The sequence below is a fragment of the Haemophilus sp. SZY H68 genome (genome assembly GCF_018829685.1).
Taxonomy (GTDB): Bacteria; Pseudomonadota; Gammaproteobacteria; order Enterobacterales; family Pasteurellaceae; genus Haemophilus; species Haemophilus haemolyticus_K.
In genome coordinates this window covers 46,166-69,563 of sequence record NZ_JAHKKB010000001.1, presented here as the reverse complement: position 1 = coordinate 69,563, position 23,398 = coordinate 46,166, and the positions used below count along the sequence as shown (strand labels likewise).

General features: G+C 38.8%; 25 protein-coding genes. 5 read left to right on the top strand and 20 right to left on the bottom strand.

The window, feature by feature from the left end; translation table 11 throughout:
- Positions 1-46 precede the first annotated feature (46 nt).
- Positions 47-766 (top strand): tRNA (N6-threonylcarbamoyladenosine(37)-N6)-methyltransferase TrmO, encoded by a 720-nt coding sequence (gene tsaA / locus KP712_RS00350; RefSeq protein WP_215770433.1) that lies wholly within the window; start codon positions 47-49, stop codon positions 764-766.
- Positions 767-1,001: 235 nt separating this feature from the next.
- Here tsaA and fabG read toward each other — a convergent pair whose 3' ends face one another.
- The 7 genes from fabG to KP712_RS00315 all read right to left on the bottom strand — a co-directional run bounded on the left by fabG (position 1,002) and on the right by KP712_RS00315 (position 7,612).
- Positions 1,002-1,730, bottom strand: a complete 729-nt coding sequence (gene fabG / locus KP712_RS00345; protein ID WP_111407125.1) for a 3-oxoacyl-ACP reductase FabG — start codon at positions 1,728-1,730, stop codon at positions 1,002-1,004.
- Between the two features lie 12 nt (positions 1,731-1,742).
- Positions 1,743-2,681 carry an ACP S-malonyltransferase gene (gene fabD / locus KP712_RS00340; protein ID WP_048954225.1) on the bottom strand — a complete coding sequence of 313 codons (939 nt, stop codon included), beginning with the start codon at positions 2,679-2,681 and terminating at the stop codon, positions 1,743-1,745.
- A gap of 626 nt (positions 2,682-3,307) precedes the next feature.
- Positions 3,308-4,258: a beta-ketoacyl-ACP synthase III gene (locus KP712_RS00335; RefSeq protein ID WP_111407123.1), complete on the bottom strand. Its 951-nt coding sequence runs from the start codon at positions 4,256-4,258 to the stop codon at positions 3,308-3,310.
- Between the two features lie 161 nt (positions 4,259-4,419).
- Positions 4,420-4,590: a 50S ribosomal protein L32 gene (gene rpmF / locus KP712_RS00330; protein WP_005544470.1), complete on the bottom strand. Its 171-nt coding sequence runs from the start codon at positions 4,588-4,590 to the stop codon at positions 4,420-4,422.
- 22 nt (positions 4,591-4,612) lie between these two features.
- Positions 4,613-5,137: a 23S rRNA accumulation protein YceD gene (gene yceD, locus KP712_RS00325; protein WP_111407122.1), complete on the bottom strand. Its 525-nt coding sequence runs from the start codon at positions 5,135-5,137 to the stop codon at positions 4,613-4,615.
- 89 nt (positions 5,138-5,226) lie between these two features.
- A complete protein-coding gene (locus KP712_RS00320) occupies positions 5,227-6,603 on the bottom strand; it encodes a rhodanese-like domain-containing protein (RefSeq protein WP_111407121.1) in 1,377 nt (458 codons plus the stop codon).
- 13 nt (positions 6,604-6,616) lie between these two features.
- Positions 6,617-7,612 (bottom strand): YeeE/YedE family protein, encoded by a 996-nt coding sequence (locus KP712_RS00315; RefSeq protein WP_111407120.1) that lies wholly within the window; start codon positions 7,610-7,612, stop codon positions 6,617-6,619.
- 142 nt (positions 7,613-7,754) lie between these two features.
- Here KP712_RS00315 and asd point away from each other — a divergent pair, with 142 nt between their 5' ends.
- From asd to yedF, 4 genes are all read left to right on the top strand, one after another.
- Positions 7,755-8,624, top strand: a complete 870-nt coding sequence (gene asd, locus KP712_RS00310) for an archaetidylserine decarboxylase (RefSeq protein ID WP_165818727.1) — start codon at positions 7,755-7,757, stop codon at positions 8,622-8,624.
- Positions 8,625-8,648: 24 nt separating this feature from the next.
- Positions 8,649-9,272 (top strand): FKBP-type peptidyl-prolyl cis-trans isomerase, encoded by a 624-nt coding sequence (locus tag KP712_RS00305; RefSeq protein WP_111407118.1) that lies wholly within the window; start codon positions 8,649-8,651, stop codon positions 9,270-9,272.
- A 203-nt stretch (positions 9,273-9,475) separates the two neighbouring features.
- Positions 9,476-10,696, top strand: coding sequence for a selenium metabolism membrane protein YedE/FdhT (gene yedE, locus KP712_RS00300; protein ID WP_111407117.1), 1,221 nt, complete (start codon positions 9,476-9,478; stop codon positions 10,694-10,696).
- Positions 10,697-10,713: 17 nt separating this feature from the next.
- Positions 10,714-10,983 (top strand): sulfurtransferase-like selenium metabolism protein YedF, encoded by a 270-nt coding sequence (gene yedF, locus KP712_RS00295; protein ID WP_005627337.1) that lies wholly within the window; start codon positions 10,714-10,716, stop codon positions 10,981-10,983.
- A 46-nt stretch (positions 10,984-11,029) separates the two neighbouring features.
- Here the strand turns inward: yedF and KP712_RS00290 are convergent, their stop codons facing one another.
- From KP712_RS00290 to radC, 13 genes are all read right to left on the bottom strand, one after another.
- Positions 11,030-12,121, bottom strand: coding sequence for a 5-methyltetrahydropteroyltriglutamate--homocysteine S-methyltransferase (locus tag KP712_RS00290; RefSeq protein ID WP_111407116.1), 1,092 nt, complete (start codon positions 12,119-12,121; stop codon positions 11,030-11,032).
- A 59-nt stretch (positions 12,122-12,180) separates the two neighbouring features.
- The gene (locus tag KP712_RS00285) at positions 12,181-13,386 is read right to left on the bottom strand and encodes an NAD(P)/FAD-dependent oxidoreductase (protein WP_111407115.1); all 1,206 of its coding nucleotides are present in this window, start codon (positions 13,384-13,386) and stop codon (positions 12,181-12,183) included.
- The gene (gene nrfF / locus KP712_RS00280; RefSeq protein ID WP_111407114.1) at positions 13,383-14,528 is read right to left on the bottom strand and encodes a heme lyase NrfEFG subunit NrfF; all 1,146 of its coding nucleotides are present in this window, start codon (positions 14,526-14,528) and stop codon (positions 13,383-13,385) included. Before nrfF ends, KP712_RS00285 begins: the two co-directional genes overlap by 4 nt.
- Entirely contained in the window at positions 14,525-15,055 is a 531-nt protein-coding gene (locus KP712_RS00275; RefSeq protein WP_111407113.1) for a DsbE family thiol:disulfide interchange protein, read from the bottom strand. The genes nrfF and KP712_RS00275 overlap by 4 nt, the downstream gene beginning before the upstream one ends.
- Positions 15,055-16,962, bottom strand: coding sequence for a heme lyase NrfEFG subunit NrfE (gene nrfE, locus KP712_RS00270; RefSeq protein WP_111407112.1), 1,908 nt, complete (start codon positions 16,960-16,962; stop codon positions 15,055-15,057). Before nrfE ends, KP712_RS00275 begins: the two co-directional genes overlap by 1 nt.
- Before the next feature lie 97 nt (positions 16,963-17,059).
- Positions 17,060-18,025, bottom strand: a complete 966-nt coding sequence (nrfD, locus tag KP712_RS00265; protein WP_111407111.1) for a cytochrome c nitrite reductase subunit NrfD — start codon at positions 18,023-18,025, stop codon at positions 17,060-17,062.
- A complete protein-coding gene (gene nrfC / locus KP712_RS00260; RefSeq protein WP_046939769.1) occupies positions 18,022-18,699 on the bottom strand; it encodes a cytochrome c nitrite reductase Fe-S protein in 678 nt (225 codons plus the stop codon). Before nrfC ends, nrfD begins: the two co-directional genes overlap by 4 nt.
- Positions 18,696-19,346, bottom strand: coding sequence for a cytochrome c nitrite reductase pentaheme subunit (gene nrfB, locus KP712_RS00255; RefSeq protein ID WP_111407110.1), 651 nt, complete (start codon positions 19,344-19,346; stop codon positions 18,696-18,698). The genes nrfC and nrfB overlap by 4 nt, the downstream gene beginning before the upstream one ends.
- Positions 19,347-19,422: 76 nt before the next feature.
- Positions 19,423-20,949 carry an ammonia-forming nitrite reductase cytochrome c552 subunit gene (nrfA, locus tag KP712_RS00250; protein ID WP_111407109.1) on the bottom strand — a complete coding sequence of 509 codons (1,527 nt, stop codon included), beginning with the start codon at positions 20,947-20,949 and terminating at the stop codon, positions 19,423-19,425.
- Positions 20,950-21,197: 248 nt separating this feature from the next.
- Complete coding sequence (gene mutM, locus KP712_RS00245; protein WP_111407108.1) at positions 21,198-22,010, bottom strand: DNA-formamidopyrimidine glycosylase; 813 nt, start codon at positions 22,008-22,010, stop codon at positions 21,198-21,200.
- A gap of 71 nt (positions 22,011-22,081) precedes the next feature.
- Complete coding sequence (rpmG, locus tag KP712_RS00240) at positions 22,082-22,252, bottom strand: 50S ribosomal protein L33 (RefSeq protein WP_005613503.1); 171 nt, start codon at positions 22,250-22,252, stop codon at positions 22,082-22,084.
- A gap of 11 nt (positions 22,253-22,263) precedes the next feature.
- The gene (gene rpmB / locus KP712_RS00235) at positions 22,264-22,500 is read right to left on the bottom strand and encodes a 50S ribosomal protein L28 (RefSeq protein WP_005599762.1); all 237 of its coding nucleotides are present in this window, start codon (positions 22,498-22,500) and stop codon (positions 22,264-22,266) included.
- 213 nt (positions 22,501-22,713) lie between these two features.
- Positions 22,714-23,379, bottom strand: a complete 666-nt coding sequence (radC, locus tag KP712_RS00230) for a DNA repair protein RadC (protein WP_048954240.1) — start codon at positions 23,377-23,379, stop codon at positions 22,714-22,716.
- Positions 23,380-23,398 lie beyond the last annotated feature (19 nt).

The window sequence follows — 23,398 nt, the reverse complement described above, 5'->3', positions numbered from 1 at the left end:
TTTTGATTACAATAGGCCGCGTATTCTACACTAAGACACCCAATTTATGAATGATTTAACCTTATCGCCTGTCGCCATTATCCACACGCCTTATAAAGAAAAATTCTCCGTACCACGCCAACCTAATTTAGTTGAAGACGGAGTAGGCATTGTAGAACTCTTACCGCCGTATAATTCGCCTGAAGCTGTGAGAGGATTGCAACAATTCAGTCACCTTTGGTTAATTTTTCAGTTCGACCAAATCCAACAAGGAAAATGGCAACCCACCGTACGCCCTCCGCGCTTAGGCGGTAATCAACGAGTTGGCGTGTTTGCTTCACGCGCAACGCACCGCCCGAATCCTCTCGGTTTATCCAAAGTCGAATTACGTCAAGTAGAATGTATCAACGGTAACGTTTTTCTCCATTTAGGTGCGGTGGATTTAGTGGATGGCACGCCGATTTTCGATATCAAACCCTATATTGCCTATGCAGATAGTGAACCAAATGCGCAATCGAGCTTTGCCCAAGAAAAACCACCAGCAAAACTGACAGTTGAATTTACCGAGCAAGCCAAAAGTGTGGTAAAAAAACGAGAAGAAAAACGACCGCACTTAAGTCGTTTCATTCGCCAAGTGCTAGAGCAAGATCCGCGCCCAGCCTATCAACAAGGTAAACCGAGTGATCGTATTTATGGAATGAGTTTGTACGAATTTAATATCAAATGGAAACTCAAAGCTGGAACAATAGATTGCGTAGAAGTGATTAACATTGAATTTTGTGGATAGATTTCAATCATCAAATATGATGATATTTTATCCATATTCTCTTAAAAAATAGATACACTGACTTCATTGTAAGCTATTTGTTATGTGAACTAGTCATATTGCTCAAGTAAAAAACACCGCCAAGTGCGGTGTTTTTATCATGAGCTTTAGTTATTTCATAAAAGGGGGTACGCTATATGACCCTACTTACATACTATGATGTCTAAATTAGCATACTTACTGTTCTGTTAATAAATTAACTAAGATACAATCCGCCATTTACATGCAACGTTGTGCCTGTAATGTAAGCCGCATCATCAGAAGCTAAGAAAGCAACGGCTTTAGCGATATCTTTGGCTTCACCTAAACGACCAGCAGGAATATTAGATAAAATACCCGCTTTTTGTTCATCAGTAAGCACTTCTGTCATATCCGTTGCAATAAAACCTGGTGCAACCACATTTACCGTAATACCTCGTGAAGCGACTTCTTTCGCTAAAGATTTAGAAAAACCAATCACACCCGCTTTTGCTGCACAATAGTTGGCTTGTCCTGGATTACCCATTGAACCCACCACAGAACCAATATTGATAATACGACCAAAACGTTTTTTCATCATTGAACGTAACATGGCTTTAGAAAGATGATACACCGAAGTTAAGTTAGTTTGCATAATATCAAACCACTCATCATCTTTCATACGCATCAATAAATTATCGCGAGTAATACCTGCGTTATTCACGAGAATATCAATATCGCCAAAATCATTTTTAATTTGCTCAAGTAAAGTTTCGATAGATTCTTTATCCATTACGTTTAAAACTAAACCTTTACCTTTATCTCCTAAATATGCAGAAATTGCTTCTGCACCTTTTTCAGATGTTGCAGTACCAATTACAAACGCACCTTTTGAACTAAGTTCTTCTGCAATCGCACGACCGATACCACGAGTAGCCCCTGTCACTAAAGCAATTTTACCTTGCATTTTTTCTTCCTTTTACGCTAAAAATTCTTCTACAGCATTGAATGATGCAACATCATTTACAGATATTGCTTGTAAATCACCCACAATGCGTTTGGTTAAACCATTTAATACTTTACCTGGTCCCACTTCAACAAGTGCTTGAACGCCATCTTGCGCCATTTTTTCAACTGTTTCAGTCCAACGAACTGGGCTATATAACTGACGAACAAGTGCGGTACGAATTTCTGCACCTTCAGTTTCAGCTTTCACATCAACGTTATTTAATACCGATGTTGTTGGTGTATTAATTTGAATATTCTCAAGTGTAACCGCTAATTGCTCTGCAGCTGGTTTCATCAAGGCACAGTGAGAAGGCACACTCACAGCTAACGGCAATGCACGTTTCGCCCCCGCTTCTTTACATAATGCAGCCGCACGCTCAACTGCAGCTTTCGCACCTGCGATAACGACTTGGCCTGGTGAGTTAAAGTTTACCGCAGATACGACTTCGCCTTTCTCTGCTTGTTTACAAGCTTTAATAATCGCTTCATTATCCAAACCAATGATTGCATACATCGCGCCAGTACCTTCAGGAACAGCTTGTTGCATTAATTTTCCGCGCAATTCCACTAATTTGATCGCATCTTGGAAATCCAACACTCCAGCACAAACCAAGGCTGAATACTCACCTAAGCTATGCCCTGCCATCACTTCTGGTTTTAATTGAGGAAATTTTTCTTGCCATACGCGATAGATAGATACGGATGCAGCCAAAAGTGCGGGCTGAGTTTGCCATGTTTTATTAAGTTCTTCAGCTGGGCCTTGTTGAACAAGATGCCATAAATCATAACCAAGCGCATCAGATGCTTGTTTAAATGTTTCAGTAACGATTGGATATTCAGTTGCAAGATCAGCAAGCATACCGACAATTTGGGAGCCTTGACCTGGGAAGACCATTGCGAATTTTTTCATTATGTTTTGTCCTATTGTTTTTTAATTAAGAATTCTTCTTCGGTAATTAAAATCGGGTTTCGCCGATGGCGACTTACTTTTTCTTTGCTCGCCAAAGAAAAAGTAAGCAAAAAGAAAAGCGCCCCTGCTTTTCCTTATTTCCTTTGTTCCATTGAATTTGCTTAACGGAAATTTTCTGAACTCGCTACGCTCAAACAGACGAAAATTTCCTACAAATTCAATTCCACAAAGGTAGAAAAGAAGGGAACCCAATTTGTTCTTTCTCCTATTTAAAGTGCGATCAAAACTCAAAATATTTTTTGTTCTTAAAATGAATTCAAAATTAACCGCACTTTTTAAATAATGCTCCGATAAATTCGGGGCCCCATATAAATCGCCTTTGCGACTTTCAATTTTTAGGCAATTTGCATCTGTTTGAGCGTAGCGAGTTCAGCAAATTGCCGTTTAGAAAATTGAAACAAAGCAAAGAACAGCGATTTAACTGGGGCGTGTTTTCTTTGCCTACTTTCTTTTACACGTGTAAAAGAAAGTAGGTCGCCATCAGGCGAAACCTGACAACAAAATACTAAAAGTGCGGTCAAAATTAACCGCACTTTTTAAATTACTTACCTATTCTAACAAATTAATTAGAAGCGTACTAATGCTGAACCCCAAGTCCAACCACCGCCAAAGGCTTCTAATAATAATAACTGCCCACGTTGAATACGGCCATCTCGAACAGCCTCATCTAAAGCGACAGGCACAGTAGCTGCACTGTTGTTAGCGTATTTATCTAACGTTACCACCACTTGCGACATATCCATTTCTAATTTTTTAGCTGTCGCTGTAATAATACGTAAATTTGCTTGGTGTGGCACAAGCCAGTCTAAATCTTTTTTATCTAAATTATTTGCTAAAAGTGTTTCTTCCACCACATTTGAAAGTTCACGAACGGCCAATTTGAACGTTTCGTTACCTTGCATCTCGATATATCCAGATTTTTCTATACCACGTTCTGGCTGAGCTAAAACAAGAGCATTACTTTTATCTGCTGAAGCATGTAAGTGAGTAGAAATAATCCCTTTTTGTTCACTCGCTTCAAGAATGACCGCTCCCGCACCATCACCAAATAGCACAACAGTGCTGCGATCTGTTTCATCTAATTTACGAGAATTGAGATCTGAACCAATCACCAAGGCTTTTTTCACTTTGCCTGCACGAATAAATTGATCGGCTACGCTCAAGGCATAGACAAAGCCTGTACAAGCTGCGGCTAAATCAAAAGAAATCGCATCATCAATATTTAATAAACCTTGTACTTGGCACGCTGCACTTGGATAAGCGTGTGAGTGACTTGTAGTGGCAACAATAATCAGTTCAATATCTTGAGGATTAATTTGAGCAGCTTCGATCGCATTTTTTGCCGCTTCAAATCCCATTGTGGCAACAGTTTCATCTGCCGCTGCGATACGACGTTCACGAATACCGGAACGAGTGACAATCCATTCATCTGATGTATCAACCATTTTTTCCAATTCCGCATTTGTGCGGATGTAGCTTGGTAAATAACTACCAGTAGATAAAATTCTGCTATTCATACTCAATAAGATAAGCGATTAAAAAAAGGAAAAAATCGAGACACCGGATTATTTTCCGATGTTAAAAGAAATGTAGAGATAGTAATACGGGGACCAATGTCCCCGCCCATCACATCTAACGCCAAGGTTAGACGAGTCAAGTGAATACCTATAAGTAAAAATTACTTATTGATCACTTTACGACCACGGTAGTAACCGTCTGCAGTTACGTGGTGGCGTAAGTGAGTTTCACCGCTTGCTTTATCCACTGATACTGCAGCAGTAGTTAACGCATCGTGTGAACGACGCATATCACGACGTGAACGAGATTTTTTATTTTGTTGAACAGCCATTGGCCATACTCCTAAATTTAATTTACTTTTGCTTTAAATTAGCTAATACAGCGAACGGGTTCGGTTTTTTTGCCAATTCGTCAGGCAATTCGCCAAAAACCTGTTCCTGCGCGGACACTTCACAGTGTTCAGATGAATGCATTGGTACAAGCGGCAAAGCTAAAATTAGCTCATCTTCCACCGTGCCAATTAAATCTATTTCGCCAAACTCATTGAACTCGATTGGCTCATAAATTTCCGGCAATACATCAGCTTGATCCCAATTAGCCACTGGGCTATAAGTAAACTCACATTCCAATGTTTGTTTGTAAGGTTCGTTACAACGCTGACATTCTAATTCAACATCAACTTGCACTTTACCTTTCATCACCACTAATTTTTGTGGATCAATATAAAACGATAATGTTACCTGTGCATCGCTGAGCACGTTTACCACTGATTCCGCCAAACGCTCAAGCTGATTAGGAGCATAATAGCCAACATAATCAAGCCGTCTTTGAGCATCTTTTACCGGATCAACGGTTAGGGGTAGTTTTACCTTTTGCATAGGGCGTGAATATTACCCGTTGTTGCGAAGATAGTCAAAGGGAAATCACGTTTTTTATGTAATAAAACTCGTAATTTTCCCCCACTCAATTAACTTTTACAGGAATTTCCTTTTTTCATCACTTTGCCAAAATCATTTTTCGAATCCGGTTTTGTCATATTATTTGGCGCACCTTTTTGTACAGGATAAACAGAATCCATTTGCCATTGATTCCAGCCACCATCATAAATCAAAGTATCTTTCCAGCCAGCTAGTTGAGTCATAAACCAAGGTACGCCGGCTCGCCAGCCTGTGCCACAATAAAAGGCTAATTTATTGCCTTTTTCGATACCTTGAGTTTTCCACAAAGCAAAAATTTCATTTGGGTTACGCAATGTGCCATCCGGATCATAAAAATCAGCCATATTGGAAGAATCAGTACCGGCAAAACCCCAAATTGCTCCTCGCGGTTCACCTTTGCCTGGAATGTAATCATATCCACTCACTTTGCCAGTATATTCATCCCAAGCGCGGTTACTAATGAGTTTCAAGCCATTTTCTTGTGCCAACATAATTTCTTTCGGCGTTTCAATATCAATCGCAGGATTTGCCGGAATTGTTACACCAAAATGAGTTTCAGGTATTGGTGTATTCACTGTGGTTTCTGTTGGTAAATTGGCATCCATCCAAGTAGAAAGATTGCCATTTAATACACGCACATCTTTCACGCCAGCCCATTTTAAAGCCCAAAATACGCGATAGGCTGCCAACTGATTATCTGAATACAAAATAATAGTTTTGTCCGCCGTAATACCATTTTTCAACAAGTTTTGCTCAATCACTTCCGGCGATGATAAATTCCAAATCGGGCCATTTTCGATCCAATCTGTATCAAAATGATAAGCGCCAACAATATGTTGTACATAGCCTTGGGATTTTTCTAACGGTCCCCAAGACACTTCAAAAATCGCAAATTTATCATTGTCGTAAGTTTCTGTTTTTTCGCCTTTCAGCACAGAATTAATCCATTCTGGAGAAACGCTATATTGGAAATTTTGAAAACGTTCTAATGGATAATCTGCATTAGCGTAACTGATAAAATCATTAAATACGCGAGTTTTATAGCCTTTTGCGGCGAAATCAGCACTAATGCAAGCTAAATTATCTAGATTAGAATCATAAAATACCAAGGTTTTATCCTTAGTAATCCCCTTGCCAGCTGCAAAAGATTCAAATTTATCTGGTGCAATGGAATCTAACCATGAGCAAGAAAACTGCACAGCGTTAGGAATATGTCCACCACGCGTCGTATTTTTATCTTTGAAACCGTTGTAAAGACTATCTTGGCGAGAATCAATAATCACATAATTCGGATTATTCAAATTATCCAAAAGTTCTTTTGTTTCAATAGTTTTTACTTGATTGTCATCACAAGCTGCAAGTGCAAATACAATGCCAATACCTAATAAAGAGCGGTTAAATTTCATTGAGTTTCTCCTTTTATCTTTTCACGAATAATCTGTTACCAATCCAACACCCTAATAAAATAAAGCCTGTGGCAAGCCAGCCTTGCCAAGAAAAATAGGCGGTTGCCACTAAGGAATTTGTCACTGTGCAGCCACCAGCTAATGCTGCGCCTAAGCCCATTAAAACACCTCCTAAAATACGTCGTAAGGCTTCTTTTGGCTGAGGCATTCTGAGATTAAAATCGCCACTAAGTTTTGCCATTAAAAATGACCCCAATGGAATCCCGAGCACAAATAAACTCCCCCAGTTTAAATAACGTTGCTGACCGATGACTAAATATTGCACCACATTAGCCGAAGGCACAGAAATACCATAGCCAAAATTGCGTCCGGCCTTAGCACTAGAATACCAAGCGACAACACCCAACAAACCGATTAATAACGCCCCCAAATAAGGATTCCAACTACGCTTAAAAGTGCGGTCAAAAAATGAAAGATTTGAAAGATTTTCTTGGGAAGCAATTTTTTCACGGCGAGAAAACAGAATCAGCGTGGCGATAATTAAAATCGTAACCAACCACCAAGGAGAAATGGAGAATGTTAAATAAATATTATTCCATTGTGTGGTTTGTTGGGTTAATCCGCCAATGAATTGACGAAGGCTGCCAGTTTGTGTTGAAGCCATTGTGAGCGCAAAAGCAAACAGAGCAAGTAAACTGCCTAACGCCCCTTCAGCACTGCGAAACCAAGCTCCGCTCCCACAACAATTACTTAACACCATACCAATGCCAAATAATAATCCACCTAAAATACTGGCAAGCACAGGCAACTGAGATGTAGGAATTTTGATGAGTTCAAATTCAGCCAGCGTAAAAAGCCCGATAGATTGCACACTGACAGCAATTAAAAGTGCGGTAAAAAAACGGAAATTTTTTTCAAATAAAAAACGACGAAAACCAGAAACAAAACAGAATTGTGTACGTTGAAGTAGAATGCCGAAAGCTATTCCAATAAATAAGCCGCTAAACATAGATTAAACCTTAATACTGATGGCGGAAATGAATTACTGATATTAAAACATAATTGTTCTGTAGCTGTCATTATTTAAATAGTTGGAAGAATAAAAAAAATTGCTATAATCACGCCTCTTTTTTTAACAAGGAAAGATAATGATGACTTCAAATTCTTATTGGCAACGCTTAAAAGTGGCATTTCAATATGTCATGCCGCAAATTTATTTAACTCAAATTGCAGGCTGGTTTGCTAAACAAAAATGGGGTGTGCTAACCCATGTTGTAATTAAAGCTTTTGCGAAAAAATACAACATTGATATGAGTATTGCGCAAAAAGAACAATTTTCTGATTACGCAAGTTTTAATGAGTTTTTTATTCGTCCGTTAAAAGAAAACGCGCGTCCAATTAATCAAAATCCTACCGCACTTTGTTTACCAGCAGACGGTCGCATTAGCGAGTGCGGTCATATTGACGATAATCTTTTATTGCAAGCTAAAGGGCATTTTTTCAGCCTAGAAGACTTACTGGCAGAAGATAAGGAATTAGTGGAAACCTTTAAAAATGGTGAATTTGCCACTACTTATCTTTCTCCTCGTGATTATCACCGAGTACATATGCCGTGCGATGGTACACTACGCAAAATGATTTATGTACCAGGCGATTTATTCTCTGTGAACCCATTTTTAGCCCAACATGTACCAAATTTATTTGCGCGTAATGAACGTGTGATTTGTGTATTTGATACTGAATTTGGCACAATGGTACAAATTTTAGTCGGTGCAACTATCACTGCAAGCATTGGGACCACTTGGGCGGGCGTAATTAATCCACCGCGCCACAACGAAGTGAAAACTTGGACTTATGAAGGCGAAAGTGCGGTCAAATTATTGAAAGGTCAAGAAATGGGTTGGTTCCAACTTGGTTCGACAGTGATTAATTTATTCCAAGCCAATCAGGTGCGTTTGGCTGAGCATTTAAGCATCAACGAACCTGTTCGCATGGGCGAAATCTTGGCATATAAAAAATAATTTTTAACGAAAGGAAAACATCAAATGAATTTTGAACAAGTAAAATTAGAAAGCATTTCTGAAAAAGGTAGCTACGGTATTGGTTTGCAAATTGGCCAACAATTAGCCGATAGCCAAATGGAGATCACCGTTGAAGCTGTAGCGAAAGGGATTTTTGATGCATTAAATCATAACCAGCCAGCATTAGACATCAATGACTTAATGCATTCGGTTCAAGCACTTCAACAACAAGCAGCTGAAGCACAACAAGCGCAATTTAAAGCAATCGAAGAAGAAGGCAAAAAATTCTTAGAAGAAAATGCGAAAAAAGCGGGCGTAAACGTAACCGACAGCGGTTTACAATACGAAATCATAACTGAAGGCAATGGCTCAAAACCAGCTGCAACAGATAAAGTGCGAGTACACTACACTGGTACATTACCAGATGGCACTGTATTCGACAGCTCTGTTGCTCGTGGCACACCAGCTGAATTCCCTGTAAATGGTGTAATCCATGGTTGGGTTGAAGCATTACAAATGATGCCTGTTGGTTCTAAATGGAAACTCACTATTCCACACGAACTTGCTTATGGTGAACGTGGCGCTGGCGCATCAATTCCGCCATTCTCCACACTTGTATTTGAAGTAGAATTATTAGATATTCTTTAATCGAAAAATACGATACCTATAAAGGCAAAGTCATAAAGATTTTGCCTTTATTGTTAAAATAATGTTATTATTTTGCCTGACAAATTTCATTTGTCTTATATCGCAAGTTTTGTGTATAGGAAAATGGGCACTTCTTTTTTCACTGCATTCATTATTTATACCTTTCTTGCAAATCTTTCTTTTCAATAAATTTAGGTTATCTTATGAAAGAGATTTGGCTACAATTTAAACAAAATTACTTAATTAAATACTGGAATCCGATTGTCGCAGTGACTGCAGCAGGTTTGCTTTCCGCTTATTACTTTGGAGTAACAGGCACTTATTGGGCTGTGACCGGGGAATTTACTCGATGGGGAGGACATGCATTACAAGCATTAGGCGTTGATGTATCTGAATGGAGTTACTACAAAATCATAGGAATGCAAGGTAACATCTTCTCACGTGTTGATGGCATCATGATCTTAGGCATGTTTGCAGGTTGTATTTCTGCAGCACTTTGGGCAAATAATGTAAAATGGCGCAACCAACCACATAAACGTCGGATTGTTCAAGCTTTAATTGGCGGTGCATTAGCAGGATTTGGCGCACGTTTAGCAATGGGATGTAATTTAGCTTCACTTTTTACAGGCATTCCACAATTTTCGGTACACGCTTGGTTCTTCACTATCGCAACTGCAATAGGTACTTATGCAGGTGTAAAAGTCACATTACTACCAATATTTCGCGTTAAATTAGAACTGAAAAAAGGCGCAGCGAAAATAAAAGAAACAGATCCTAAACAAGCACAACGCCGTTTCTGGATTGGTATGGTTGTATTTTTTGCTTATCTTATTGCTTCACTTTATGTAATGGCTCAATCTATTAAGCTTGGTTTTGCTATGGTTTGTGGTTTGGCTTTCGGGTTATTAATTGAGCGTGCTCAAATTTGTTTTACCTCAGCTTTCCGTGACTTATGGGTAACTGGGCGTGCTTATATGGCAAAAGCGATTATTTTTGGAATATTAGTGGGCACCATTGGTGTATTTAGCTACATTCAACTTGGCGTCTCGCCTAAGATTATGTGGGCTGGTCCCAATGCGATTATTGGCGGTTTATTATTCGGCTTTGGTATTGTACTCGCTGGTGGTTGTGAAACAGGTTGGATGTATCGGTCAATGGAAGGTCAAGTACACTTTATGTGGGTTGGCTTAGGTAACGTAGTCGGTTCAACTTATCTTGCCTATGTTTGGGATGATATTGCCCCAGTTTTAGCACTTGATTACGAAAAACTTAATTTACTAAAATCTTTCGGTCCCGTAGGTGGCTTACTTGTGAATTATGGTTTATTAATTTTATGTTTAATTGCCGTTGTCTGGTGGGAACGTCGTTTCTTAGCCAAAGCAAAATCCCAAATAACCACACAAACTGGCTGTGGATGTAATTAACCCAAAGGAGCATAATCATGGCATTTACTATTGTTCAAAAATTAGATAAAGATCCAAAAGACATTTCACCCGATTATACATTAGATACGTTAGGCGAACCCTGCCCTTACCCCGCTATTGTAATGTTAGAAACCATGCCACAATTACAGAAAGGTGAAATTTTAGAATTATTAAGCGATTGCGCACAATCTATCAACAACATTCCTATTGATACTAAAAATCATGGCTATACACTGCTAAGTGTGGAGCAAGATGGAACAAAATTGCGTTACTTAATTCAGCGTTAAAAAATGGCTCCATAAGGAGCCATTTATTATCTACCATAAAATCAAATTAATCTTCGCCCCAAACCTCTTTAGCGATTTCTTCAACGTGACGCACTTTCGCCCATTGTTGGGATTCACTCATAATATTGCCTTCCTCTGTAGAGGCAAAACCACATTGAGGGCTTAAACAAAGCTGTTCGAGAGGCACATATTTTGCAGCTTCCGCAATGCGTGATTTAATCACATCTTTATCTTCTAAATCAGGAAATTTAGAACTCACCAAACCAAGCACAACACGACCTTTATGTGGATTTTCTGCAAAATATTTTAATGGTTCAAAACCACCTGAACGATCATCATCGTATTCCAAGAAATATCCATCATAATTAGTCTTAGCAAATAATGCATCTGCTACTGGATCATAAGCACCACTTAATAAATATGTTGAACGGAAATTACCACGGCAAACATGCGTTGTAATCACCATGTCAGCAGGCTTATCTGCCAATACCACTTGAATATTCTCAAGTGCTTGAGCTTTATCTGCCTCAAATTCAGGTTTTAAGTGGTTATTACAGAGTGAACCCCAGTAAACATCATCAAATTGTAAATAACGACAGCCAGCATGATAAAAAGCTTTAATCGCTTCTTTATAAGCCTGTTGAACATCTTTAGCAAATTCTTCGCGTGTAGCATAAATACCCGTATCCCACTGGATAGGATACATTAATTGATTGGGACTAGGGATGGTATATTTAACTATACCGCGACCACCAACAATAGCATTCAATTTCTTAAAATGCTCAATAAATGGATGATTTGGATTCCAAGAAACCTTTCCACAACAACGTGTATTATAAGGTTTCGTTTCAACACCATTAAATTTATAGCCATGTTCAGGGTGATAACCTTCAATACCATTTAATTCTTCTAGAAAATCAATGTGCCAAAATGCACGACGATACTCACCGTCAGTGATAATTTGAATACCCGCATCTAACTGAGCTTGGACTAACTTTGTAATTTCTTGATCTTCAATCTCAGTTAATTGTTCACGAGAAATTTCACCTGATGCAAATTTTAAACGAGCCTCTTTTAATACTTGTGAACGTAAATAAGAGCCGACTGTGTCTGCATGTAATGGGAGGATTTTTGACATTTTACTTCCTTATTTTATGATTTAATGAAAAGAATTCTAACGTATTTTCAACATCCCTTCTACTTTTCACTAATTCCTTGTGAACAAGCATAAGCCGAGCTCCACGCCCATTGGAAATTATAGCCACCTAGCCAGCCCGTTACATCCAATACTTCACCAATAAAATATAAACCACTTACTTGGTTGCTTTCCATTGTTTTAGAAGAAATTACTTTAGTATCTACCCCCCCCATTGTGACTTCTGCCGTACGATAGCCTTCCGTGCCATTAGGGGTGAATTGCCAGTGATGAATAAAATCCACCAGATTTTTTACCCGCACTTTACTGATGTTAGCGATAACTTCATCTTGCATAATACCTTGTTCAATCCAAAGCTCGACCAATTTTTTCGGAAGTAATCGAACCAAAATGGTTTTCAACATTTGTTTTGGTGAATGTTGTTTTGCTTGATTAATTTCCTCTTCCAAATTGTGGTTCGGTAATAAATCAATTTCCACTGACTCAGTGGGCTGCCAATAATTGGAAATTTGCAACACAGCAGGGCCTGAAATACCACGATGAGTAAACAAAAGCTGGTTGTGAAACGATTTTCCGCACAGGGCTGTGATCGTGACTGGCAAGCTAATGCCTGAAAGTGCGGTTAAAAATTTATCTGTTTCTCGATACGTAAAAGGTACCAAACTTGCACGCGGAGGAATAACAGGAATACCAAATTGTTCTGCTATTTGATAACCAAATGGTGTAGCACCAAGCCCTGGCATAGAAAGCCCACCTGTGGCAACAATCAAATTTTTACATTGCCATTGGGTTGAATTTACCTGTAAAACAAACCGCACTTTTTCATCATTTTGAATCCGTTCAACTTGAGAAACTTCACTACGCAATAAAATCTTAGCACCATATTTATCGCATTCAGATTTCAGCATTTCAACAATTTGTTCTGCGCCATCATCGCAAAATAATTGCCCCAATTCCTTTTCGTGATAAGCAATCCCCTGCTCCGCCACTAAGGAAATAAAATCCCAATTGGTATAACGAGCAAGGGCAGATTTGACGAAATGAGGATTTTGTGAAAGGTAATGAGCAGGCGTAACCTCTAAATTGGTGAAATTACAAAACCCGCCGCCCGACATCAAAATCTTACGTCCGATTTTTTTGCCGTTGTCGAAAACTGTCACCGACTTGCCTAGCTTAGCCAACTGTGCAGCACAAAATAATCCTGCCGCCCCTGCACCAATAATAATATTTTCAGAATATTGGCTCACGGATTCAGCCCTTTTTCACCACGTTGTAAAAAACCCAACATCTTCATTCGTTGAATAACTGAACGACGATCCACTGCCGCATTACCTGAATCTAATAATTTCTGTAAATACTCACTAGCTTGTTGATATTGACGATTTTCTAAGGCAATCGTCGCCAACAAAGAAAGGCTAGATACTTCATTTTTATCTTTTGTCAACGCTTCATTCAAAAGTTGTTCTACTTTTGGAGTCACTTGCTGACCTGCTTGATAATAAAGTGCGGTGGCAGCCAAGCCTAAAATATTAGGTTTACTTCCTGATATTTTTTCTGCATTAGAATAAGCCACAAGCGCACTATCAAATTCATTATTCTGCACATAGGCTTCCCCAAGTTGAAGCCAAGTTTCCGCATTATTCGGATCAGTTCTCAGTTTATTTTGGATCTTCTCAATCACATTTTCATTTTTATGTTCATCATTCATTTCAACATTTTGATTATGCTGCTCAATCATCGATTGCTCGCCTTGTTGAACACGACTAAAACGATCAAGAGAAAAATAATAAGCGGTTGGAATAGCAATTAATAAAAAGAAAACCACAAAAGAAAGTTTGCGATTACTTTTCTCAAAGGAATCTGTCTTTTGTTCCTTTTGCTTAGAATCCGAATGAGACTCAGCATTAACAGAAAAATGGCTCTTATCTTTTTCCAATACATTTCCCGGCTCGAATGAAGATAGGGAGGATTTTTTTCTATTTGAGAAATAAAGCAATGCGGCCGCTAAAATGAAAAGAGCGACTGGCAACAGCCACAATAACGCCGTATTCCATTTGAATGGCGGTTTGTAATTCACAAAATCGCCAAATCTAGCCGTCATTTGATCGATAATTTGCTGATTGGTTTTGCCCTCATCTACCATTTTGTACACTTCAAGACGCAAGTCATAAGCAATAGGCGAATTAGATTCCACCAAATTTTGGTTCTGACATTGTGGACAGCGTAAAGATTTTGCCAACTCTACCGCGCGAGTACGATCATCTTGATTTTGGAATTGATAGGTATCCACCATTTCCGCTTGAGTAAACAAGGAAAATGCGAATAAAAGTGCGGTTGCAAAAACAAATGTTTTTTGAACTCGAGTAAAAATATCTAATAGGCTTTTCATTTATTCTTCAATGCTTCAATTTTTGGCAAAAATACCGTTTGCCAAGTTTCTTTATCCAATAAACCAGAATGGCGATAACGAATCACACCATTTTCATCCACAAGATAAGTTTCCGGTGCGCCATCCACGCCCAATTTTAATCCCAATTCACCATGACTATCATCAATAGTTAAGACGAACGGATTGCCCATTCTCTTAAGCATTTCAATGCCATTTTGAGGATTGTCGCGATAATCCACGCCCACAATAGGCAAGTTTTTTGCAATCTCAATTAACAACGGATGTTCTTCCTTGCAATAACCACACCAACTACCCCACACATTTAATAAAAATGGCTGTTTAGGAAAATCTTTCGGGCTTACGATTTGTGATGACTCATGTAAATTAGCCTGATAAAACTCTGGAACAGGTTTATCAATTAAAGCCGACGCAATTTTTTTCGGATCTTGATTTAACCCTGCAATTAATAATACACACACACCTAAAAGCACAAAGAGCGGTGCAAAAAAGATAAATTTTTTGTTCATTATTTTTCCTGTTTTCTGCGTAATCCGAAGACGCTACAAAGTGCGCCAAAGGCCATTAAAATACCGCCAGCCCAAAGCCAACGAATCAGTGGTTTATAGTGTAAGCGGAAAGTAAATTCTCCTTTGCCTAGAGAATCACCCATCACAATATATAAATCGCCCCAAAAACTGCCATCAAGCCCCACTTCACTCATTGTCATTGTACGCACATCGTAATAACGGCGTTCGGGGATAATTTCTGCATAAGGCTTGCCATTTTCGGTTACATCAAAAAAGGCGACTTCTGCCGTAAAGTTCGGACCGATTTCATTAGAAAATTGACGATAGTGAAATTCATATTGCCCCAGCGTTTGACTTTGTTGCGGTGCTAAACGCACACCAATTTCACTGCCAAAATAACCACTCATCACCGCACCAATGGTCACAATCGCCACGCCACAATGCGCTAAAATCATGCCAAATTGAGACAAACGAATTTGTCGCCAATTTTGCCATAAAGTGACAAATAAAAGCCAAATCGCAAGAGTTAATAACACAAAAGCGAAAGCGTGAAAATTCAACGCAGAATTATTGCGTAGCTGTTGCCAAATCATCAAGCCAGCAAGAATTAAAGACGGAATCAACAACCATACACAACGTATCAATAATGTGCGCTCAAATTGCACCCAACGTATGGTGAGTGAAATCACCATCAAGATTAAAACTACCGTAATAATTGGGAAGAAAATACTATTAAAATAAGGACTTCCCACCGAAATTGAGCCCCAATTCATCGCTTGGAATAACATGGGGTAAAAGGTGCCTAAAAAGGTGGAAACCGTCGCAATGGTCAGCAAAATATTCAGCAATAAAATGCCACCCGATTTAGAAACGAACTGAAATTTCACCGCACTTTCTGATGAACTGCCCGCTCGTAAGGCGAATAATCCAAAGGCTAACACTGTCAAAACAAAGAAAATTAATAACAACACATAACCGCGTGTGTTATCCAATGCAAAAGCGTGCACAGAAGTGAGTGCGCCAGAACGAACAATAAACGTGCCTAATACGCTAAAGGCAAAAGCAAGCAAAGAAAAAAGCGTAGTCCAATAACTAAATACACCTTGTTTTTCCGTCGCCATTAAACTGTGTAATAACGCCAAACCAAGCAACCAAGGCATTAAAGAGGCATTTTCTACGGGATCCCAGAACCACCAACCGCCCCAGCCGAGTTCGTAATATGCCCACCACGCACCGAGCACAATGCCAATGGTTAAAAATAACCAAGAAAACAACACCCAGCCACGCATTGAGCGTGCAATTTGTCGTGCTGATTGGTTATAAATCAACGCACTCAAACTCATCGCAAAATTTACCGCAAAGCCCACATAGCCAACATATAACAACGGTGGATGGAAAATTAATCCCACATCTTGCAACATTGGATTGAGATCGCGCCCTTCTGCGGGTGCTGGGAAAATACGTCCAAATGGATTGGAATAAAATAAAATAAATACCGCAAAGCCAAAGCAAATCAATCCCAATAAAGATAAAGATTGAGCGGAAAAAGTGCGGTCATTTTTTCGATTAAAAAAAGCAAAAGCAGCAAGCCATAAACTCAATGAAAATAACCAAAACAACATTGAACCTTCATGCCCGCCCCAAGTGGCAGCCACTTTAAAAAATGTAGGCAATTGGGAATTAGAATGTGCCGCTACATATTCAAGGGTAAAGTCATCTACCGCAAAAGAATATGATAATAAACCGATGGAAAGTGTCGTGCTTATAGTAAAAATATATGATAGTGGCCACGCAGAATTAATAAGAGTTGTATTCTTTTTTAACAAACCAAGTTGTGGAACAATAACGAGCAAAAGCGCAGCCGTCGTTGCGAGGAGTAATAAGTAAAATCCAAGTTCTGGGAGCATAAAATATTATTCTTTGTTAATTAACGTCAGGATATCTTCTGACAAATAAAAAGAAAGGCGCATATTATTACGCCTTTCCTCTAAATACAATTTTAATTTACGCGACTGTTAATTGCCCTGCATACAATATAAAGAATCGTAAACAAAATACCCCAATTAAGTCAAAAATTGATACTAAGATAATAAAGTTACGATTATATTTTAAGCGGTCATTCACAAACATATTGGCAATTAATGGGATCAAGATACCAATAAAGAATACCCCAATCCAGAACACGGCCCCCCAAAAACCAGATAATGCATTATGTAATGCAACTGTTTTTTGTCCACCACCAAAATGTAATCCAACGAAGAAACACACAAGTAAACCAAGCTCTGTCACCATAATTGGTACTTCAAATTTATGGATGAAGTGCGATTCATGAGAATCTCCTTTTAATTTTCCCGCAATTAAGATAATTAAGAAGGTTGCAGCAATACCAGATGATGTACCAGAAGCTAAGAATAATGCTGGTAATACTGGGTTATTCAGCATTGGATAGCTGATCAATGCAGAAAGTAAGAACCCTGTGTATGCACCAAGCACTGCAGCCAATATGAAAAGAATAACTTCGACTGGACTGACAATACGTTCTACAATACCGATAAGTTTTATCATAAATTGTAGTTTTGGTATAAAGCGATTAATTAATACTTCGATTTCTTTTTTGAAAATCACCACCCCCCAAATTACTAAAAACAACATATAAATTTGGAATAGCATGACCCCCATCGACATTACGGAGTTAAATTGATAGTTAAACATCAATTTCCAGAATGTCCAAGGTCTTGCTAAGTGGAAAACTAATAGCGTTAAACCAATTAATGTTGGTACAGATCCCAAAATCACACCAGATCGAATAATCCAATTTTGACTTGGGTTCATTAATTTATTACTACGTTTATAAGCAATTGCCAACTGCACCGCACCAGATGAGATCCCCAATAAAAACAAGTAGATCGCAATGGTAGAATCCCACACTAGATTAGGCGTATGAAATGGAACTGGATAATCTAATGTCATCTTCTAGGCTCCCCATGTTGGAATGGAATGTGGTATAAGTTTGGTTGTGTACCTAACTCCACTTTAGTGCGATAAACCGGTTTTTCTTTCACTTTACGTGAAACTGCACTCATCGGGTCATTCATATCCCCAAAAGTTAATGCTTTGGTTGGACAAGCTTCCACACAAGCCGGTTGTTTACCATTAGCTAAATTTGTATCACGGCAGAAGTTACATTTATCTGCGGTACGATGTACTGGATGAATAAAACGTACACGATATGGGCAAACTGCTATACAGTATTGGCAGCCTACGCATAAATCTTTATGTACATCTACAATACCAGTCTCTTTATCAATAAAAGATGCGCCAGTTGGACAAACTGCTACGCAAGGTGCGTTTGTACAATGTTGGCAAGATTGACGGAAGAACTCATATTCCTGATTTGGAAATTCACCGTAAGGTTCACTGCGTAGAATCTCTAAGCGAGAAACGCCTTCTGGCACTTGGTTTACATCACGGCATGCATCCATACAGGCTGTACAGCCGATACACGAATTTTCATCGTGTACCATTGCGTAACGTTTAGGTTTATCCGCCTTGTCTTCTTTCGCAAAAGAAGGTAAAGATGTTCCCGTCATAAGGATCACTGCCCCCATGCCGGAAACAAAGTTTCGGCGTGAGCAGGCTGTCATTGTTTATCCTTTTGTTCGGTTAGTTTATCTTGTTCTGCTTTACGTTTTTGTTGTTCGCCATGGCAATCTACGCAAAGTTTAACGCGTTGTTTTGGTTTAATACCTTTCATTGCGTCTTCTTTAGGGTGAAGCGTATGACAACTTGCACAAGGTAATTTCATTGCGTGTACATCATGCGCCCATAGTTTTTCACGAAGTTTGTCAGGTTGGTGACAAGCAAAACAAACTTGGTTTTGTTCTTGAACTGAATACATCGGTTTTTTATTACCGAAAATATCCCCTTCAAAACGCATAACATCTTTAGCACCACGACGGTGGTTTTCAGAAACGTTACCGTGACAGCTTACACAAGTAATTGCTTTACCGTTATTTGGATTTTTCTTATCTAAGTGTGCACCATGGAATTTACCAAAGTGGAGTTCGCCACCAGACTGATCTACAGTTTGGTTTTTATCTACTTTGTCGAATTTATGGCATTTAGCGCAATATTGATTTGGATCGCGTTGGTTATCTAATTGCGGCTCATAAGTAAAGTGATCCGCAGGTTTTTGTGCATCATCAGCATGAGCCAAAAATGGCGTTGCTACAAATGCCGCACTTAACGCTAACGCTTTTGCAGATTTGTTGATTAAAGAAGTTAAATTCATTTGGGTTACCTCAAATTTGACCTTGAAAATCACCGCACTTTCTAGTTTGCACTTAAAAGTGCGGTGGATTTTTCATTTATTTTTGTGCTGGTGGATCAACTAATAAGCCTTTTTCTTTAGCTTGTTGTTCCCATTGTGGTACCACAGTTTTTAAGAATTCTTCTTTAGCTTTGCGTTCTTTTTCAATATCAATACCCATTACTTTCCACGCTTTATCAGCTGTTGAAATATCTGGGATTTGAACTGGAGTTTTCACACCGTGTTTAGTTAAGATTGCTGCAAGTTTAGTACGAGCATCCGCTGCTTTATCTAAGCCAGAACCTAATACACGAAGCACTACTTCAGGTGCGTGCATATGACCACCGTGGCTTGCTGCAGCATAATCCCAACGCCATTGAGCATGACGAATATCCATTAATGCCGCTTCCATTTCTTCTTTAGTTGCACCTGCATCCCAAGCCGCTTTCGCTTCAAAGTGAGCTTTAACAACTTGCTCTTCTAAACGACCCATTACATCTTTCACTTCTTTTTTACGTGAAGTGACGATATCGCGTAATTTTTCTCTGCTTTGATCGTGACAGTTTGCACAAGTGCGGTCAAATGCATCGAATGGATTTTGGATTTGGTGATCAGTATAAACTTTACCGTCTTTACCTTGTACTTTTGGCATGTGACAGTCTACACAAGTTACCCCGTTTTTACCGTGCATACCTAAAGACCAAATTTCAAAGTCAGGGTGTTGAGCTTTTAACATTGGTGCTTTAGAAAGGCTATGAGTCCAGTCACTGAAACCAATTTCATCATAATATTTTTCAATATCATCAACAGTTTGACCTTTATTCCAAGGGAAGGTTACTTGTTTGATATCGCCTGCGAAGTAGTATTCAACGTGGCAGTTTGCACAGATTTCAGCGCGCTTTTCAGTACGAGCTGCAGTGTTGAAACTTAAATTATTGTGTGGGCGACCTTCCGCTTTATCTTTTTCAGCAGTTGCTTTTTCTAAAGCGTCAAGGGCGCGTAATACGTGTGGACGTGCAATACGTAATGCTGGTTTGCCTTCAGCAAAATCTTTAGAGGTCGTATCGTGACAGTCAGCACAACCGATTGAGTTCACGATTTCTGGACCACCTTTTGCCCATTTCGCGTTGAAATAATCTTTTTCGCCCCATTCCGCGATTAAACGTGGAACATCAGGGCCTTTACATGTCCAACATGCCATTGGTTGTGGACCATCATTTGCTGTTTTTGGTGCACCAGTACGTAGAATGCTACGAACATCAGTGACCGCATAAAAGTGACCACGCGGTGCATTGTATTCTTTTGCAAATGAATAACCGCCCCAAAGAACAATTAAGCGTGGATTTTCTTCATCGGCATAAATAATTTTTTCGCCGTTGCCATTTGCAGTTGAACGCCAGCTGTTATATTGATTTGGATATTTTTCTGCAAACTTTTCATTTACAGATTCAATTTTCAAATCTGGTTTTACTGGTTCAACAGGTTGTTCTACTGGCTTATAAACCATATCAGCTACCGCTGAGTTAAATAAGCTTAAACTCGCGAAAGACGCTGCCACAATGAGGCTTTTTTTGAATGCGTTCACGATAATCACTCCATTTGTTGTAATAAAAAAGTTAGGTTAAATAGAAAGTTGAGAATTATTCTTAATACCACATAAAACATGTGGATATAGATTCATTCGAGCGTAAAATAACAAAATAAAAAAGTTTTTCTACTGTCTCTGTAGAAAAACTTGAGATCGATCAAACTTATTTTTCAAAATACCAAGATATAGGTATAAACCCAATAAGAGTTAACTCTTTTTTGTTAAATTTTGAGAGGTTATACCTATTATTTTTTCTGACATCTAGAACAAAAAAAGCTATTTCTTTGTCCAATTACCAAACTCTCAATGTTTGTACCGCACTTCGGACAAGGTTTATCTTTATTGCCATATACCAATAATTCTTGTGCAAAATAACCTGGGCGCCCATCTGGCTGTAAGAAATCTTTAAGTGTAGTTCCACCTTGAATAATAGCTTTTCTCAAAACATCTTTAATCGTATTTACTAGGGAAATACATTGATTGCGGGTCAGATTTTTAGCGAGTTTAAGTGGATGAATACCACAAATAAACAAACTTTCATTCGCATAAATATTTCCAACGCCCACCACCACAGCGTTATCCATCAAGAAGCTTTTAAGTGCGGTCGATTTTTGACGAGATTTTTTGAATAAATATTCTGCATTAAATTCATCAGAAAGCGGTTCAGGCCCTAGCTTTAAGAAAAGATGAAAGTCATCTAAATTCTCCGTCCACAACCATGCACCGAAACGACGAGGATCGTTATAACGTAATAATTTGCCATTGTTCATTACAATATCAATATGATCATGTTTATCTATTGCGCTATCCTGTGGCACAATTCGCACCGAACCTGACATGCCCAAATGCCCGACGATATAGCCTTTTTCCGTGTGAATAATCAAATATTTTGCTCGACGAGTGAGATCTACAATTTTTACATGTTTAAGGGTTATCAATTCCTCTGATACGGCCCAGCGCAATTTAGGCTGGCGCACGACAACTTTCTCAATCGTAAAATTCTTAAGATAAGGGCGAATACCGCGTAGTGCAGTTTCGACTTCGGGAAGTTCCGGCATGATTTGTTCCTTAATAAATTTGTGATACAAAAAAACCCGAACAATGTCGGGCTTTTTCTAAATAAGCAAAATTATTTGATTTTTGCTTCTTTATAGATAACGTGTTTACGCACTACTGGATCAAATTTTTTGATTTCCATTTTTTCAGGCATATTACGTTTGTTTTTATCAGTTGTGTAGAAGTGACCGGTCTCTGCAGTAGAAACTAAACGGATTTTCTCACGAGCGCCTTTAGCTGCCATTTTTTAGCTCCTTAGATTTTTTCGCCACGAGCACGGATTTCAGCTAATACTGCATCAATGCCTTTTTTATCAATAATACGCATACCTTTCGCAGTTAAACGTAAGGTTACGAAACGGTTTTCACTTTCAACCCAGAAACGGTGAGTGTGAAGGTTTGGAAGAAAACGACGACGTGTCGCATTCAACGCGTGTGAGCGGTTATTACCCACAGCTGGACGCTTGCCTGTTACTTGACAAACTCTAGACATAATAATCTCCAATAATTAAATATAAGCTCGAGCTTACGGTTCGGATTGTTTAAAGCCAGTTAAAACCAGCTTGCTACCTCGTCAGGTCGCGCTAATCCGACCCGCTTACTATATTAAAGGTCGCAAATTATACTGGCTTTGTTTTCATTTCTCAAGTGTAAATGCGATTTTCCTAGATGTAATCGGTAAAAAAATGGTCAACATTATAAAAATTTATAATAAAAAGTTCTCTGCAAAAGAATAGCAATCTGTTTTTCCGACAATTAAGTGATCAAGCACTCTGATTTCCATTAGTTCTGCAGACTCCTGAATTTTTTTAGTAATAAGCTGATCCGAATAACTCGGTTCCGTTATACCCGAAGGATGATTATGCGCCAAAATTAAAGCAGCCGCATTACAATAAAGTGCCTCTTTAATTATTTCCCGAGGATAAACCGCTGATACATTAATTGTACCTAAAAATAACCGCTCTTTTTTAATCAAACGATGTTGATTATCCAAAAATAAAACCATGAACACTTCTCTTTCCTCATGTTGCAATTCAGTGAGTAAAAAAAGTTTTACCGTTTCAGGATCATTAATAATCGGTGTACTTAACATCTCTTGCTTTAAATAACGCTTGGTCATTTCCGTAATCGCTTGCAGCTGAATAAATTGCGTAATGCCTAAGCCTTTCACTGAGCAGAAGGCTTTTTCATCTGCAGAAAGTAACGTATGCAAGGAACCAAAATGTGATAAGACATTTTTAGAAAGCTGAATGACTGGGCAGCCTTTTATGCCAGTTCGTAAAAAGATCGCCAGCAATTCATAATCAGCGAGCGTTTCTACACCAAATTTAAGCAATTTTTCCCGTGGCATTAAATCATCATTGTTTTCCATAAAATATTAAACGCAAAAT